Origin of the sequence: Pseudomonas sp. FW305-28, from assembly GCF_017351395.1 — a bacterium.
Lineage (GTDB): Bacteria > Pseudomonadota > Gammaproteobacteria > Pseudomonadales > Pseudomonadaceae > Aquipseudomonas > Aquipseudomonas fluorescens_AA.
The window spans coordinates 1-15,609 of sequence record NZ_JACNDD010000149.1 but is presented as its reverse complement, the minus strand read 5'-3'; the positions used below and the strand labels follow the sequence as shown (position 1 = coordinate 15,609).

At 63.0% G+C, this 15,609-nt stretch carries 15 protein-coding genes; 12 read left to right on the top strand and 3 right to left on the bottom strand.

Annotated elements, in window-relative coordinates:
• Positions 1-52: 52 nt before the first annotated feature.
• The 4 genes from J4E53_RS25430 (at position 53) to J4E53_RS25415 (ending at position 3,578) form a co-directional block, all read left to right on the top strand.
• Positions 53-850 carry a hydroxymethylpyrimidine/phosphomethylpyrimidine kinase gene (locus J4E53_RS25430; protein ID WP_060740495.1) on the top strand — a complete coding sequence of 266 codons (798 nt, stop codon included), beginning with the start codon at positions 53-55 and terminating at the stop codon, positions 848-850.
• Positions 851-867: 17 nt separating this feature from the next.
• Positions 868-1,494, top strand: a complete 627-nt coding sequence (thiE, locus tag J4E53_RS25425) for a thiamine phosphate synthase (protein WP_060740494.1) — start codon at positions 868-870, stop codon at positions 1,492-1,494.
• Positions 1,495-1,522: 28 nt separating this feature from the next.
• Positions 1,523-2,806 (top strand): glutamate-1-semialdehyde 2,1-aminomutase, encoded by a 1,284-nt coding sequence (gene hemL / locus J4E53_RS25420; protein WP_103311063.1) that lies wholly within the window; start codon positions 1,523-1,525, stop codon positions 2,804-2,806.
• A gap of 217 nt (positions 2,807-3,023) precedes the next feature.
• Positions 3,024-3,578: a tetratricopeptide repeat protein gene (locus J4E53_RS25415; RefSeq protein ID WP_053188388.1), complete on the top strand. Its 555-nt coding sequence runs from the start codon at positions 3,024-3,026 to the stop codon at positions 3,576-3,578.
• A gap of 139 nt (positions 3,579-3,717) precedes the next feature.
• On the opposite strand, the gene J4E53_RS25410 is transcribed toward J4E53_RS25415, so the two are convergent.
• Positions 3,718-4,047 carry a DUF1820 family protein gene (locus tag J4E53_RS25410; RefSeq protein WP_003185742.1) on the bottom strand — a complete coding sequence of 110 codons (330 nt, stop codon included), beginning with the start codon at positions 4,045-4,047 and terminating at the stop codon, positions 3,718-3,720.
• A gap of 133 nt (positions 4,048-4,180) precedes the next feature.
• On the opposite strand from J4E53_RS25410, the gene miaB reads away from it, so the two are divergent.
• From miaB to lnt, 5 genes are all read left to right on the top strand, one after another.
• Positions 4,181-5,509 (top strand): tRNA (N6-isopentenyl adenosine(37)-C2)-methylthiotransferase MiaB, encoded by a 1,329-nt coding sequence (gene miaB / locus J4E53_RS25405; RefSeq protein WP_060740492.1) that lies wholly within the window; start codon positions 4,181-4,183, stop codon positions 5,507-5,509.
• Positions 5,510-5,725: 216 nt separating this feature from the next.
• On the top strand, positions 5,726-6,736 hold the full coding sequence (locus tag J4E53_RS25400) for a PhoH family protein (RefSeq protein ID WP_060740491.1): 1,011 nt from the start codon (positions 5,726-5,728) through the stop codon (positions 6,734-6,736).
• Positions 6,729-7,187 (top strand): rRNA maturation RNase YbeY, encoded by a 459-nt coding sequence (gene ybeY, locus J4E53_RS25395; protein WP_003205868.1) that lies wholly within the window; start codon positions 6,729-6,731, stop codon positions 7,185-7,187. The genes J4E53_RS25400 and ybeY overlap by 8 nt, the downstream gene beginning before the upstream one ends.
• Positions 7,188-7,226: 39 nt before the next feature.
• A complete protein-coding gene (locus J4E53_RS25390; protein WP_003205870.1) occupies positions 7,227-8,066 on the top strand; it encodes an HlyC/CorC family transporter in 840 nt (279 codons plus the stop codon).
• 27 nt (positions 8,067-8,093) lie between these two features.
• On the top strand, positions 8,094-9,617 hold the full coding sequence (gene lnt, locus J4E53_RS25385) for an apolipoprotein N-acyltransferase (RefSeq protein WP_103311061.1): 1,524 nt from the start codon (positions 8,094-8,096) through the stop codon (positions 9,615-9,617).
• A 141-nt stretch (positions 9,618-9,758) separates the two neighbouring features.
• Here the strand turns inward: lnt and J4E53_RS25380 are convergent, their stop codons facing one another.
• On the bottom strand, positions 9,759-10,520 hold the full coding sequence (locus J4E53_RS25380; RefSeq protein ID WP_103311293.1) for a YdcF family protein: 762 nt from the start codon (positions 10,518-10,520) through the stop codon (positions 9,759-9,761).
• A 103-nt stretch (positions 10,521-10,623) separates the two neighbouring features.
• On the bottom strand, positions 10,624-10,944 hold the full coding sequence (locus tag J4E53_RS25375; RefSeq protein ID WP_060740488.1) for a hypothetical protein: 321 nt from the start codon (positions 10,942-10,944) through the stop codon (positions 10,624-10,626).
• Positions 10,945-11,236: 292 nt separating this feature from the next.
• Here J4E53_RS25375 and leuS point away from each other — a divergent pair, with 292 nt between their 5' ends.
• From leuS to holA, 3 genes are all read left to right on the top strand, one after another.
• On the top strand, positions 11,237-13,843 hold the full coding sequence (leuS, locus tag J4E53_RS25370) for a leucine--tRNA ligase (protein WP_103311292.1): 2,607 nt from the start codon (positions 11,237-11,239) through the stop codon (positions 13,841-13,843).
• Positions 13,844-13,933: 90 nt separating this feature from the next.
• Positions 13,934-14,539, top strand: coding sequence for an LPS assembly lipoprotein LptE (gene lptE, locus J4E53_RS25365; RefSeq protein WP_060740486.1), 606 nt, complete (start codon positions 13,934-13,936; stop codon positions 14,537-14,539).
• Positions 14,540-14,578: 39 nt separating this feature from the next.
• The coding region (gene holA, locus J4E53_RS25360) for a DNA polymerase III subunit delta (protein WP_207268209.1) at positions 14,579-15,609 on the top strand (1,031 nt) is incomplete at its 3' end.

Genomic DNA, 15,609 nt, shown 5'->3' with positions numbered 1-15,609 from the left:
TCCTCTGACTCCCGCCACCGATAAAACAGGTTTGGTGGTAAGCTCGCGCACCATGAATATCTACAGCTCTCGCCCCGTTGTCCTCTGTCTCTCCGGCCACGATCCCAGTGGGGGCGCCGGTTTGCAGGCAGATATCGAAGCCCTGCTCGCCCAGGGCTGTCATGCCGCCCCGGCCGTTACCGCATTGACCGTGCAAGACACCGTCAACGTCAGCGATTTCCGCGTGCTCGATCGCGAGTGGGTGCTGGCGCAAGCCAATGCCGTGCTCAACGATTCGCCGGTCGCGGCGGTCAAGCTGGGGATGCTCGGCTCACTGGAAATGGTCGACACGGTGGTCGAACTGCTCCAGGCCCACCCGCATCTGCCGATGGTCTGCGACCCGGTGCTGCGCGCCGGCGGTGGCGGGCGCCTGGGCAAGGATGAAGTCGGCTACGCCATGCGCGAACGCCTGCTGCCCCTGGCCATCATCGCCACCCCCAACCTGCCTGAAGCACGCATCCTTGCCGAACTGCCCGAGGGCAGCGCCGACGAGTGCGCGGAAAAACTGCTGCCCTTCGTCAAACACCTGTTGATCACCGGCGGTCACGGCGACGAACATGAAGTCCATAATCGCCTGTATAGCCGCGATGGCCGCCGCGAAACCTTTACCTGCCAGCGCTTGCCCGGCAGCTACCACGGTTCCGGCTGCACCCTGGCCAGCGCCCTGGCCGGTCGGCTGGCCCAGGGCGAACAGCTCGCCAGCGCCGTCAAGACAGCACTGGATTACACCTGGCGCACCTTGCGCGATGCCGAACAACTGGGCAAAGGCCAGTTCGTGCCGCGTCGCCTGCCGCTGGATTTCTGCTCGTAGCACCGGAGGCCTGTGGAATGAAATTACGTGGCCTGTACGCCATCACCGATAGCCAATTGCTGGCCGGCAAGTTCCTCGCTTATGTAGAAGCGGCACTGGAAGGTGGCGTGACCCTGCTGCAATACCGCGACAAAAGCAGTGACGAAGCCCGCCGCCTGCGCGAGGCCGAAGCCCTGCGCAACCTGTGCGAGCGCTACAAGACCCAGCTGATCATCAACGACGACGCCGAACTGGCCGCGCGCCTGGGCGTCGGCGTGCACCTGGGCCAGACCGATGGCCCGCTGGCGCCGGTGCGGGCGCTGCTCGGGCACAAGGCGATCGTCGGCTCCACCTGCCACGCCAGCCTGGCCCTGGCCGAACAGGCCGCCAGCGAAGGCGCCAGTTATGTCGCGTTCGGGCGCTTCTTCAACTCCAACACCAAGCCCGGCGCCCCCAGCGCAAACCTTGAACTGCTCGAACAGGCGCGCATCAAACTGCATATTCCGGTGTGCGCCATCGGCGGCATCACCCTGGAGAACGCCGCCCCGCTGGTGGCCCACGGGGTCGATCTGCTGGCGGTGGTCCACGGCCTGTTCGGCGCCGACAGCAGCGCTGAAGTGACGCGCCGCGCCCGCGCCTTCAACGAGCTGCTGCAGATCAAATAGTCCATTTTTCGTTTTCGAGAGCCCAACCATGTCCCGTTCCGAAACCCTGTTTGCCAACGCCCAGAAACACATCCCCGGCGGCGTGAACTCGCCTGTCCGTGCGTTCAAGAGCGTCGGCGGCACCCCGCTGTTCTTCAAGCACGCCGAAGGCGCGTACGTCACCGACGAAGACGACAAGCGCTATGTGGACTACGTCGGTTCCTGGGGCCCGATGATCCTCGGCCACAGCCATCCGGACGTGCTGGATGCGGTGCGCAAGCAATTGGTCCACGGCCTGTCCTACGGCGCCCCGACCGCGATGGAGACCGAGATGGCCGACCTGGTCTGCTCGATCGTGCCGTCGATGGAAATGGTGCGCATGGTCAGCTCCGGCACCGAGGCGACCATGAGTGCGATCCGCCTGGCGCGGGGCTACACCGGGCGCGACAGCATCATCAAGTTCGAAGGCTGCTACCACGGCCACTCCGACAGCCTGCTGGTCAAGGCCGGTTCCGGCGCACTGACCCAGGGCGTGCCGAGCTCGGCCGGTGTGCCGGCGGCGTTCGCCAAACACACCCTGACCCTGCCGTTCAACGACCTCGAAGAAGTCGAGAAAATGCTCGGCGAAGTCGGCCAGGAAGTGGCGTGCATCATTGTCGAGCCGGTGGCCGGCAACATGAACTGCGTGCCGCCGGCGCCGGGTTTCCTCGAAGGCCTGCGCAGCCTGTGCGACCAGCATGGCGTGGTGTTGATTTTCGATGAAGTGATGACCGGCTTCCGCGTCGCCCTCGGCGGCGCCCAGGCCCATTACGGCGTCACGCCGGACCTGAGCACCTTCGGCAAGATCATCGGCGGCGGCATGCCGGTCGGCTGTTTCGGCGGCAAGCGCGCCATCATGGAATGCATCGCACCGCTGGGCCCGGTCTACCAGGCCGGCACGCTGTCGGGCAACCCGTTGGCCATGGCCGCCGGCCTGACCACCCTGCGCCTGATCAGCCGCCCGGGCTTCCACGCCGAACTGACTGACTACACCACTCGCCTGCTCGACGGCCTGCAGATCCGCGCCGATGCGGCGGGCATCCCCTTCGTGACCACCCAGGCCGGCGGCATGTTTGGCCTGTATTTCAGTGGCGCCGATGACATCATCACCTTCGAAGACGTCATGGCCAGCGATGCCGACCGCTTCAAGCGCTTCTTCCACCTGATGCTCGACGGCGGCGTGTACCTGGCCCCGAGTGCGTTCGAAGCCGGCTTCACCTCCATCGCCCATGGCGAGACCGAGCTGAAGATCACCCTCGATGCAGCCGAGCGGGCCTTCGCGGCACTGAAGTAAGCCTGTGGATAACTGACGCTGGCTGAAGCTGGCGTCAGTGATTGCTGACAACCTCCCGCCCTTTTCCTACGTATTTATGCCCGAAGCTGCTATTAGCATTCCCGTGCAGCAGAAAAACGAGTAAAGACTTTGTAAGGATGGCCCCGCTTATTTCATAATGCGCGCTTATTGGATCCCCCGGAGGGTCCGCGCGCCCCTCAGAGGTAAGTCGATTCCCATGAACCGCACCGGCCGCACCCTTGCCTTGGGCTGCCTGTTGCTCCTTCAGCCGCTGCTGGCAAATGCACAGGCAGGCGGCAACTCGTTGTTGATCCCGGCGCTGGGCCGTTGCACGCTCAATACCCAGCCACAAGATCTCGCACCGGCACTCGACGCCTGTCAAAAAGCGGCGGACGCAGGCGATGCACAAGCGCAATACGAGTTGGGCGAGTTCTACTACGAAGGCAAGGCTGCACCCCGCGACCTCAAGCAAGCCCTCAACTACTTCGAAAAAGCCTCGCTGCAAGGCCATGCCCAGGCGCAATTCAAGCTCGGCGGCATGTTCTTCCATGGCGAAGGCGTTCCAGCCAACAACGTCCAGGCCTACATCGTCTTGAAGATGGCCGCGGTCAACGGCGCCGAAGAAGCCCTGGACACCGCCGACGAAGTCGCCGAGCAGATGCCCCGCGACGAGCTGGAAGTGGCGACCCAGGTGCTGGGCCAGATCTTTCGCAAATACCTGATGGAATTGCAGAACGCCGATGGGCGTACGCCTTTTTCGCCGCTGCCCTGACTATTGCTTCGGCCTTGATGGCCTCATCGCGAGCAAGCTCGCTCCCACATGGGTTCTCTGTGCGCACAAGTTTGCGAGCATCGACGATCCAGTGTGGGAGCGAGCTTGCTCGCGATTGGGAGCACCTCGGTCTTGAGTCTTACTTCTCAGGCATCGGCATCGGAAACGGCATCACGTTGCCAACCGCGCCGCGGGCTTCGCTGATTTTCGGCGTGCCCAGGCGTTCGACTTCGTCGATGCGCACGATCGAATGCATCGGCACGAAACTGCGCACCACGCCTTCGAACTGCGCCTTGAGCTTTTCTTCGCTCGGATCGACGACCACTTGCGTGCGCTCGCCAAAGACGAACTCTTCCACTTCCAGGAAGCCCCACAGATCACTTTGATAGATCTGCTTGGCGTACATTTCGAACACCTGGCCCTGGTTAAGGAAAATCACCTTGTAGATTGGAGCTTCACGTTTGGTCATGGCTGGCGAAACACATCGGCGGGTAAAAATGAGGGCGCGAACTATAGCATAGCCACTGCTCGCACAGCGGTAGGAACCGGGGGACTTGTTCCCTATAATGCGCGGTTCTTTGAATCACGTGATGACTCCGTCCATGGCCAAGAAGCTTTACATCGAAACCCACGGTTGCCAGATGAACGAGTACGACAGCTCGCGCATGGTCGATCTGCTGGGTGAACACCAGGCCCTGGAAGTCACCGCCCGCGCCGAAGACGCGGACGTGATCCTGCTCAATACCTGCTCGATTCGCGAACGCGCCCAGGACCGGGTGTATTCCCAGCTCGGCCGCTGGCGCGAGCTGAAGCTGGCCAACCCGGAAATGGTCATCGCCGTGGGCGGTTGCGTGGCCAGCCAGGAAGGCGCGGCCATTCGTGATCGTGCCCCGTACGTGGACGTGGTCTTCGGCCCGCAGACCTTGCACCGTCTGCCGGAGATGATCGACGCCGCGCGTGCGACCAAGCTGCCGCAAGTGGATGTCTCGTTTCCGGAAATCGAAAAGTTCGACCACCTGCCCGAACCGCGCATCGACGGCCCGAGCGCCTATGTGTCGGTGATGGAAGGCTGCAGCAAGTACTGCACGTTCTGCGTGGTGCCCTATACCCGCGGCGAAGAAGTCAGCCGACCGTTCGACGACGTGATCGCCGAGATCATCCACCTGGCCGAAAACGGCGTGCGCGAAGTGACCCTGCTGGGGCAGAACGTCAACGGCTATCGCGGCCTGACCCATGACGGGCGCCTGGCGGACCTCGCCGAGCTGATCCGCGTGGTGGCGGCGGTGGACGGCATCGACCGCATCCGCTACACCACGTCTCACCCGCTGGAGTTCTCCGACAGCCTGATCCAGGCCCACGCCGAGGTTCCCGAGCTGGTCAAGCACCTGCACTTGCCGGTGCAATCGGGTTCCGACCGGATCCTCGCGGCCATGAAGCGCAACCACACGGCGCTGGAGTACAAATCCAAGCTGCGCAAATTGCGTGCGGCAGTGCCGGGCATCTGCATCAGCTCGGACTTTATCGTCGGTTTCCCCGGTGAAACCGAGAAAGACTTCCAGCAGACCATGAAGCTGATCGAAGACGTGGGCTTCGACTTCTCCTATTCCTTCGTCTACAGCCAGCGCCCTGGAACCCCGGCGGCCGACCTGGCGGACGACACCCCGGAAGAACTGAAAAAAGAACGGCTCAACGCCTTGCAGCATCGCCTCAACCAGCAAGGTTTCGAGATCAGCCGACAAATGGTCGGTTCCGTCCAGCGGATTCTGGTGACCGATTACTCGAAAAAAGACCCCGGCGAGCTGCAAGGACGTACCGAAAACAACCGCATCGTCAATTTCCGTTGCGACACCCCGGCCCTGATCGGCCAGTTCGCCGATGTGCACATCGACGCCGCGCAACCGCACTCCCTGCGGGGCTCGCTGATCCAGTAACCCCACACTTCCTGTGGGAGCGAGCTTGCTCGCGATAGCGGCATGGCAGTCAATTCTCATGTTGAATGTGAGGCCCCCATCGCGAGCAAGCTCGCTCCCACAGTGAATCGTGCCAAGCCTTGTGATCGGATTCGCCTGTTTAAGAGCTTTCGCACCCAGCCTACTGGCGCTATCCTTGGTTTCATCTCAATTGCCCCTGGGCGGCTAAAAACGACCTTGAACGCACCCATCGAACCACATCGCTTTATTCTCGAGCCCTTTGAGGCTCGCCGCTTCGCCAATCTGTGCGGGCAATTCGACGAGCACCTGCGCTTGATCGAACAGCGCCTGGCCATCGAGATCCGCAACCGCGGAAACCAGTTCGAGCTGATCGGCGAACCCAAGCACACCACCTCCGCGGAAAACCTGCTGCGCCGTCTCTACCGGGAAACCAAGGGGAGCGAGCTGTCGCCGGATACGGTCCACCTGTTCCTGCAGGAATCGGCTGTCGAAGAGCTCGACAACCACGCCCCGTCGGAACCTGCCGTGGCCCTGCGCACGAAAAAAGGCATGATTCGCCCGCGCGGCTTGAATCAGCAGCGCTACGTGAAGGAAATCCTGGGCAACGACATCAACTTCGGCATCGGCCCGGCCGGTACCGGCAAGACCTACCTGGCCGTGGCCTGCGCCGTCGATGCGCTGGAGCGCGAACAGGTACGGCGCATCCTGCTGGTGCGACCGGCGGTCGAAGCGGGTGAAAAACTCGGCTTCCTGCCCGGCGACCTGGCCCAGAAGATCGACCCGTACCTGCGCCCGCTCTATGACGCGCTGTATGAAATGCTCGGCTTCGAATACGTCGCCAAGCTGATCGAGCGCCAGGTCATCGAGGTCGCGCCGCTGGCCTACATGCGCGGTCGTACCCTGAACAACAGCTTCATCATCCTCGACGAAAGCCAGAACACCACGGTCGAGCAGATGAAAATGTTCCTGACCCGGATCGGCTTCGGCTCCACCGCCGTCATCACCGGGGACATCACCCAGGTCGACCTGCCCCGTGGCACCAAGTCCGGGCTGAACCATGTGATCCAGGTCCTCAAGGACGTGCCAGGCATCAGCTTCACGCACTTCATGCCCAAGGACGTCGTGCGCCATCCGTTGGTCCAGCGCATTGTCGAAGCCTACGAGCGCTTCGAGAATCGCGAGGCCGACGACACGACCGAAGGCAAAGGCAATCGCCACAATGCTTGAACTCGACCTGCAAGTGGCCTGCGAACACGCCGCCCCCAGCGAAGCCCAGTTCCGCCAATGGTGCGAACTGGCCCTGCGCCAGCGCAGCGCCGACTCGGAGCTGACGATCCGCCTGGTGGACGAGCCCGAAGGCCGCGAGCTGAACCACACTTGGCGGCAGAAGGACTACGCCACCAACGTGCTGTCGTTCCCCGCCGACGTTCCCGACGAGCTGCTCGACATCCCGCTGCTGGGCGACCTGGTGATCTGCGTCCCGGTGGTGGAGCGTGAAGCGGCGGAACAAGACAAGACCCCCGAGGCCCACTGGGCCCATCTGGTGATTCACGGCTGCTTGCATCTACTGGGCTACGACCATATAGAAGATGACGAAGCCGAAGAAATGGAAGCACTGGAACGAACGTTGCTTGCAGAGCTGGGTCATCCCGACCCCTACGCCGGCGACGAACACTGATACATCAACTGTAACGACAAAGGATTCAGAGTAATCGCTATGAGCGAAGATCGATCGAGCAACGGGCAGAAGTCATGGCTGGGCAAGCTCACCCAGGCTTTTGCCCATGAGCCGAAAAACCGCCAGGAGCTGCTGGAGCTGCTGCGCGATGCACACCAGAACAAACTGCTGGACAGCGAAGCGCTGGCCATTGTCGAAGGCGCCATCCAGGTCGCTGACCTGCAAGTGCGGGACATCATGGTCCCGCGCTCGCAAATGGTCAGCATCAAGGCGACCCAGACCCCGCGTGAATTCCTGCCCGCCGTGGTCGACTCCGCTCACTCGCGCTACCCGGTCGTTGGCGAGAGCCATGACGACGTCATGGGCGTACTGCTGGCCAAGGACCTGCTGCCGCTGATCCTTCAGGAGAACGGCGACAGCTTCAACATCAAGGACCTGCTGCGTCCGGCCACCTTCGTGCCCGAGTCCAAGCGCCTGAACGTGCTGCTGCGGGAATTCCGCGCCAACCACAACCACATGGCCATCGTCATCGACGAATACGGCGGCGTGGCCGGCCTGGTCACCATCGAAGACGTCCTTGAGCAGATCGTCGGCGACATCGAGGACGAGCACGATGTCGAGGAAGACAGCTACATCAAGCCGCTGCCCAGCGGTGACTTCCTGATCAAGGCCCTGACGCCGATCGAGAACTTCAACGAATTCTTCGACAGCCAATTCTCCGACGATGAGTTCGACACCGTCGGCGGCCTGGTGATGAGTGCTTTCGGGCACCTGCCCAAGCGCAACGAAACCACGGAAATCGGCTCCTGGCGCTTCCGCATCCTCAATGCCGACAGCCGCCGGATTCACCTGCTGCGCCTGTCACCCATTGGCCGATAACCCCTGCGAGACCCGCTAAGGATATACATGCGCTGGATAACCCGCCCCGGCTGGCCCGGTAACCTGCTGGCCGTGGCGGCCGGTGCGATCACCACCCTGGCCCTGGCGCCGTTCGACCTCTGGCCGCTGGCATTGCTGGCGGTCGGCTTGTTCTATGCCGGGCTGCGCGAGCTTTCGCCACGCCAGGCCCTGGGCCGTGGCTGGTGTTTCGGTTTTGGCCTGTTTGGCGCCGGCACCAGTTGGATCTACGTCAGCATCCATAACTTCGGTGGAGCCTCGGTGCTGCTCGCCGGGCTGTTGATGCTGCTGTTCATCGCCGCCATCGCCTGGTTCTTCGCCCTGCCCGCCTGGCTGTGGGCGCGCTGGCTGCGCCGCAACGAGGCGCCCTTGGCCGATGCCCTGGCATTCGCCGCGCTGTGGTTGGGCCAGGAAGCCTTCCGCGGCTGGTTCCTCACCGGGTTCCCGTGGCTGTATTCCGGTTACAGCCAGCTCGACGGCCCCCTGGCCGGCCTCGCGCCGCTGGGCGGGATGTGGCTGATCTCCTTCACCCTGGCCCTGACCGCCGCGCTGCTGTACAACGCGCCGCGGCTGATCCGCGGTGCCCGCAAAGGTTTTATTGCCGCGGGCGTGCTGCTGTTGATCGGCCCGTGGGTGGCCGGCATGGCACTCAAGGGGCATGCCTGGACCAGCCCCTCGGGCGACCCGCTGAGCGTCGCGGCGATCCAGGGCAACATCGAACAAAGCATGAAGTGGGACCCCGAACAGCTCAACGCGCAGTTGGCGCTGTACCGCGACATGAGCTTCGCCTCCAAGCGCGTCGACCTGCTGATCTGGCCGGAAACCGCGGTGCCGGTGCTCAAGGAGTCCGCCCAGGGCTACCTGGACATGATGGGCAACTTCGCCGCCGAGCGGCAGTCGGCGCTGATTACCGGCGTGCCGATTCGGCAACTGGTGCATCACGAGAAGCGTTACTACAACGGCATCACCGTGACCGGCGAAGGTGACGGCACCTACCTGAAGCAAAAACTCGTGCCGTTTGGCGAATACGTGCCGCTACAGGACATCCTGCGCGGCCTGATCGCCTTCTTCGACCTGCCCATGTCGGACTTCGCCCGGGGCCCGGCCGACCAGCCGTTGCTGCAAGCCAAGGGTTACCAGATCGCCCCGTTCATCTGCTATGAAGTGGTCTACCCGGAGTTCGCCGCCAGCCTCTCGGCGCGTAGCGACCTGCTGCTGACCATCAGCAACGACACCTGGTTCGGCACCTCGATCGGCCCGCTGCAACACCTGCAAATGGCCCAGATGCGCGCCCTGGAAGCCGGCCGCTGGATGATCCGCGCCACCAACAACGGCGTGACCGGCCTGATCAACCCCTTCGGCCAGATCACCGCACAGATCCCGCAATTCGAGCGCGGCATCCTCTACGGCGAAGTGGTGCCGATGCACAACCTGACCCCGTACCTGCAATGGCGCTCGTGGCCGCTGATCATTTTGTGCCTGTTGCTGCTGGGCTGGGCGTTGGTGGCGAGCCGGATGGCCAAGACGGTTTAAAGCCTTCTGGAAGCACTTGTGGCGAGGGAGCTTGCTCCCGCTGGAGTGCGAAGCGCTCCCAGAAATTTTGGGGCCGCTGCGCAGCCCAGCGGGAGCAAGCTCCCTCGCCACAATGGGGACTCCCTCTCTACCTCATCATCTTCAGCGATAGAACAACCAATACCCCACCAACCCCATCGCCTCATTCATCAACTGCCCGGACTGCCAGATCGACTTGAACTCCGGCATCCAGCCACCCAATGGCCGGGCGTTGTCCGGGCCCAGGAAGCCGACAGGCGCCGGCACCACTTCAAATCCTGACCGCTCGAAACTCCAGACCGCACGCGGCATGTGCCAGGCCTGAGTGACCACCACAATGCGCTTTATATTTTCCGGCAGCAGGATCTCGGCACTCATCTGGGCGTTTTCCCAGGTCGTGCGGCTGCGCTCTTCCTGCCAGCGAACGGTGACGCCGAAGTCGTCCCGCATCGAATCGGCCATCAACTTTGCTTCACTGGGTGGGGTGCCATAGTGCAAGCCGCCGGTCGTCAGCACGGGCAAGCCCGAAGCCTTGGCCAGTCGCGCCGCATAACGCTGGCGTTCGAGGCCGACACCAGTGGGCTGGTCGGAACCCCAGGCCAGGTCGCCGCGCTCGCGACCGGAACCCAGCACCACGATGGCGTCGGCACGCTGGGCCAGGGTCGCCCATTCACTGCGCAACAACGGCGGTTCACGCTCCAGTGCCTTGGCGCTCCACTGCACCACCACCGGCAGGCTCATCAGCCAGAAGCCCCCCAGGCCCACGGCGAAACACAGGCGAGCCAGGCGCGGCCGCGAATGACGCCACCACCAGGCAAGCGCCAACAACAGCAAAAGAATGCCGGGCGGCAATAAAAGTTGTTTGATGAAATAGCGAAACGGCATCGGGCATCTCCATAGATGCCCGAAGCCTAGGTGGGTTGACGCAAAGCGACAACAGATTCGAAAAAACCTTGAATCAAAAAAAGCGAAACGCGTGAATCCGGCGTTACTTGAACTGCAGTGACCGGACCTTTACAGCATCCTTGTCAGGCGTCCGGTCCTTGAGCCATACAACCTTGGCCGAACGGGGCGCCTCGAGACGCTTGAGTACCTGGGCCCCACTGGCGGGGGGTTGATGTCCGGCCTGTTCGAGGTAAGCCTCGACCAGTTCGAACTCTGCGGGGCTCAAGCCACGCAGCTCCAGCTCTACCGGACGCTCATCCCGCAAGCGGCCGGCGGTTCTTGCAGCGTCCAGGGCCACCCCGAGACGATCGATCAGTTTTTCATACAACTCAGGTGTAGCGACTTTTCGTTGTGATTCAACCATCCCTCACCTCATTGAAGATAAGACTCACTCCCCATTGAGAAGCTTAGCTTCGCTGGGCAAACCGGCAGGGCGCCGCGACCAACGGCCCTGAACACGGGTTCGCGCCAGCGATCGTCGATGGCCAGCACGCAATCAGGGTTTCCCTCGGTAGAGCGCGGTCATGTATGCTACGGCGCTTCCTGTAACTCCACTTCCAGCTTGGCTGGGCATCGAAAACGCCGCATTCGGCGTCGTCTGCGTCCAGCATCGCCACGAAGAGGATTGGGCCACCCCATTCAGTACAAAAGTAGCCATGCACGAACACTACCAGCCCCGTGAAATCGAAGCCGCCGCCCAGTCGTTCTGGGACGAGCAAAAGTCCTTTGAAGTCAGTGAACAGCCAGGCAAGGAGACTTACTACTGCCTGTCGATGTTCCCTTACCCCAGCGGCAAGCTACACATGGGGCACGTGCGCAACTACACCATCGGCGACGTGATCTCCCGCTACCAGCGCATGCAAGGCAAGAACGTCCTGCAACCCATGGGTTGGGACGCCTTCGGCATGCCGGCGGAAAACGCCGCGATGAAGAACAACGTGGCCCCCGCCAAGTGGACCTACGAAAACATCGCCTACATGAAGACCCAGCTGCGCAGCCTGGGCCTGGCGGTGGACTGGTCCCGCGAAGTGACCACCTGCAAGCCGGACTACTACCGCTGGGAACAATGGCTGTTCACTCGCCTGTTCGAAAAAGGCGTGATCTACCGCAAGAACGGCACCGTGAACTGGGACCCGGTGGACCAGACCGTACTGGCCAACGAGCAAGTGATCGACGGTCGCGGCTGGCGCTCCGGCGCGCTGATCGAAAAGCGCGAGATCCCGATGTACTACTTCAAGATCACCGCCTATGCGGATGAACTCCTGGAGAGTCTCGACGAGCTGACCGGTTGGCCCGAGCAGGTCAAGACCATGCAGCGCAACTGGATCGGCAAGTCCCGGGGCATGGAAGTGCAGTTCCCGTATGACGTCGCCTCCATTGGCGAAGCCGGTACCCTGAAAGTCTTCACCACCCGTCCGGACACGCTGATGGGCGCCACTTATGTGGCCGTGGCCGCCGAGCATCCGCTGGCCACCCTGGCGGCACAGAACAACCCCGAGCTGCAGGCGTTCATCGCCGAATGCAAGGGCGGCAGCGTCGCCGAAGCCGATGTCGCCACCCAAGAGAAAAAAGGCCTGGCGACGTCGTTGTTCGTCGAGCACCCGCTCACCGGCGAGAAGCTGCCGGTGTGGGTCGCCAACTACGTGCTGATGCACTACGGCGACGGCGCGGTGATGGCCGTGCCGGCCCACGACGAGCGTGATTTCGAATTCGCCCACAAGTACAACCTGCCGGTCAAAGCGGTGGTGCGCACCAGCGCCGGCGACCAGACTCCGGCACCTTGGCAGGACGCCTATGGCGAACACGGCGAACTGATCAACTCCGGCGAGTTCAATGGCCTGGACTTCCCAGGTGCATTCGATGCCATCGAAGTCGCCCTGATCAAGAAGAACCTCGGTGCCTCGCGCACCCAGTTCCGCCTGCGGGACTGGGGCATCAGCCGCCAGCGCTACTGGGGCTGCCCGATCCCGATCGTGCATTGCGACACCTGCGGTGACGTACCGGTGCCGGAAGACCAGTTGCCCGTGGTCCTGCCAGAAGACGTCGTACCCGACGGCGCCGGCTCGCCCCTGGCACGCATGCCCGAGTTCTACGAGTGCAGCTGCCCGAAATGCGGCGCACCGGCCAAGCGTGAAACCGACACCATGGACACCTTCGTCGAGTCCTCCTGGTATTACGCGCGCTACGCCTCGCCGCACTATGAAGGCGGCCTGGTGGAAAAATCCGCGGCCGACCACTGGTTGCCGGTGGACCAGTACATCGGCGGCATCGAACACGCCATTCTCCACCTGCTCTACGCACGCTTCTTCCACAAGCTGATGCGTGACGAAGGCCTGGTGAGCTCCAACGAGCCGTTCAAGAACCTGCTGACCCAAGGCATGGTGATCGCCGAGACTTACTATCGTCGCGAAGCCAACGGTGCCTACACCTGGTTCAACCCGAGCGACGTCGAGCTCGAACGCGACAGCAAGGCCAAGGTCATCAGCGCCAAGCTGATCGCCGACGGCCTGCCGGTGGAAATCGGCGGCACCGAGAAAATGGCCAAGTCGAAGAACAACGGCGTCGACCCACAGTCGATGATCGACCAGTTCGGCGCGGACACCTGCCGCCTGTTCATGATGTTCGCCTCGCCACCTGACATGAGCGCGGAATGGTCCGACTCGGGCGTCGAGGGCTCGCACCGCTTCCTCAAGCGCGTCTGGCGCCTGGCCCAGGCCCACGTCACCCAGGGCCTGCCGGGCAAGCTGGACGTCGCCGGCCTGAACGACGAGCAGAAAACCGTTCGTCGCTCGATTCACCTGGCCATCAAGCAGGCCAGCCATGACGTCGGCCAGAACCACAAATTCAACACCGCCATCGCCCAGGTGATGACGCTGATGAACGTACTGGAAAAAGCCGCGCAAGGCACCGAGCAGGATCGCGCACTGATTCACGAAGGCCTGGAAGCCGTGACGCTGCTGCTGGCGCCGATCACCCCGCACATCAGCCACGAGCTGTGGAATCAACTGGGTCACGCCGACCCGGTGATTGACGCTCGCTGGCCGGTGGTGGACGAAACCGCACTGGTGCAGGACAGCCTGACCCTGGTCATCCAGGTCAACGGCAAGCTGCGCGGCCAGATCGAAATGCCGGCCGCCGCCACACGTGAAGAAGTCGAAGCCGCTGCGCGGGCCAATGAAAACGTGCTGCGCTTTGTCGATGGCCTGACGATTCGCAAAGTGATCGTCGTGCCCGGCAAGCTGGTCAATATCGTCGCAAGCTAATTGGATCGGGCGCGAGGCTCAAGCCTGGCGCCGAATACAACCTGCGGGGTCGCATGGTCGACCCCCATAGGGTTCAAGGGGAGCAACAAGATGATCAAACGTAATCTGCTGGTAGTGGGCCTGGCGGTCCTGTTGAGCGCCTGCGGCTTCCAACTGCGCGGCACCGGCACCACCGAGCTGGCAATCAAGGAACTGGACCTCAGCGCACGGGACGCCTATGGCGACACCGTCAAGTTGCTGCGCACCAGCCTGGAAAACAGCGGTGTGAAAGTCTACGGCGGGGCGCCGTACAAGCTGGTACTGACCCGTGAACAGCAAACCCAGCGCAGCCTGAGCTATGCCGGTGCCGGTCGGTCGGCCGAGTACGAACTGAACAACGTGCTGAGCTATGAGATCCGCGGCCAGAACGATCTGGTGTTGTTGGACGACAAGCTGCAAGTGCAGAAGGTCTACCTGCACGATGGCAACAACATCACCGGTTCCGACCAGGAGTCGAGCGAAGTGCGCGAAGAAATGCGTCGTGACCTCGTGCAACGCATGATGCTGCGCCTGCAACAGCTGAACCCGGCCCAACTGGACCAACTGCAACAGACCGCCGACGCCAAGGCCAAAGCCGAGGCCGAAGCCCTGGAAGCGGCGCGCAAGGCTGAAGCGGAAACCCCGCAACAGTCGCCGATGCAGATCCCGGCTGAATAAGCCTTGCGGGGCGCTCCGGCGCCCCGCTCGCTTTCTCTTATGAAGCTCGCTCCCGCCCAACTCGGCAAACACCTGCAAGGCGCCCTCGCGCCGGTCTACATCATCAGTGGCGATGACCCGCTGCTGTGCCAGGAAGCCGCCGACGCCATCCGCACTGCCGCACGCCAGCAAGGCTTCGATGAACGCCAGGTCTTCGCCGCCGACGCCAGTTTCGACTGGGGCACGCTGCTGCAGGCCGGGGCGAGCATGTCGTTGTTCGCCGAAAAACGCCTGCTGGAACTGCGCTTGCCCTCCGGTAAACCCGGGGACAAGGGCGCCGCTGCGCTGATCGAATATTGCTCACGCCCGGCCGAGGACACGGTGCTGCTCATCAGCTTGCCGAAACTCGACGGCAGCGCGCAGAAGACCAAATGGGGCAAGGCCTTGGTCGAGGGCCAGCAGACCCAGTTCGTGCAGATCTGGCCGGTGGATGTCAGCCAGCTGCCCAGCTGGATCCGCCAACGCCTGTCCCAGGCCGGCCTCTCGGCCAGCCAGGACGCGGTGGAGCTGATTGCCGCCCGGGTCGAAGGCAACCTGCTGGCCGCCGCCCAGGAAATCGAAAAGCTCAAGCTGATGGCCGAAGGCGGGCAGATCACCGTAGAAACGGTACAGGCTGCCGTGGCCGACAGTGCGCGCTTCGATGTCTTCGGCCTGACCGATGCGATCCTCAACGGTGAAGCCGCCCATGCCCTGCGCATGCTCGAAGGCCTGCGGGGCGAAGGCGTCGAGCCGCCGGTGATCCTCTGGGCCCTGGCCCGGGAGTTGCGCCTGCTGGCCAACCTGTCCCTGCAGTACAGCCAGGGCGTACCGCTGGACAAGGCCTTCAGCCAGGCCCGCCCGCCCGTCTGGGACAAGCGCAAACCCCTGATGAGCAAGGCCCTGCAACGCTACTCCGCACCACGCTGGGCGCAATTGCTGCTCGAGGCCCAGCGCATCGATGCGCAGATCAAGGGCCAGGCCGCCGGCTCGCCGTGGATGAGCCTGAGTCGGTTGTCGTTGTTGATGGCCGGTCAACGACTGGCGTTGCCTGC

Bases quoted from the DNA above. Each gene is read 5' to 3' on its own strand.
- J4E53_RS25380 (WP_103311293.1), bottom strand. From the start codon at position 10,520: ATGCCGTTTCGCTATTTCATCAAACAACTTTTATTGCCGCCCGGCATT.
- J4E53_RS25375 (WP_060740488.1), bottom strand. From the start codon at position 10,944: ATGGTTGAATCACAACGAAAAGTCGCTACACCTGAGTTGTATGAAAAA.
- lnt (WP_103311061.1), top strand. From the start codon at position 8,094: ATGCGCTGGATAACCCGCCCCGGCTGGCCCGGTAACCTGCTGGCCGTG.
- J4E53_RS25410 (WP_003185742.1), bottom strand. From the start codon at position 4,047: ATGACCAAACGTGAAGCTCCAATCTACAAGGTGATTTTCCTTAACCAG.
- ybeY (WP_003205868.1), top strand. From the start codon at position 6,729: ATGCTTGAACTCGACCTGCAAGTGGCCTGCGAACACGCCGCCCCCAGC.
- J4E53_RS25415 (WP_053188388.1), top strand. From the start codon at position 3,024: ATGAACCGCACCGGCCGCACCCTTGCCTTGGGCTGCCTGTTGCTCCTT.
- hemL (WP_103311063.1), top strand. From the start codon at position 1,523: ATGTCCCGTTCCGAAACCCTGTTTGCCAACGCCCAGAAACACATCCCC.
- thiE (WP_060740494.1), top strand. From the start codon at position 868: ATGAAATTACGTGGCCTGTACGCCATCACCGATAGCCAATTGCTGGCC.
- J4E53_RS25390 (WP_003205870.1), top strand. From the start codon at position 7,227: ATGAGCGAAGATCGATCGAGCAACGGGCAGAAGTCATGGCTGGGCAAG.
- lptE (WP_060740486.1), top strand. From the start codon at position 13,934: ATGATCAAACGTAATCTGCTGGTAGTGGGCCTGGCGGTCCTGTTGAGC.
- miaB (WP_060740492.1), top strand. From the start codon at position 4,181: ATGGCCAAGAAGCTTTACATCGAAACCCACGGTTGCCAGATGAACGAG.
- leuS (WP_103311292.1), top strand. From the start codon at position 11,237: ATGCACGAACACTACCAGCCCCGTGAAATCGAAGCCGCCGCCCAGTCG.
- J4E53_RS25430 (WP_060740495.1), top strand. From the start codon at position 53: ATGAATATCTACAGCTCTCGCCCCGTTGTCCTCTGTCTCTCCGGCCAC.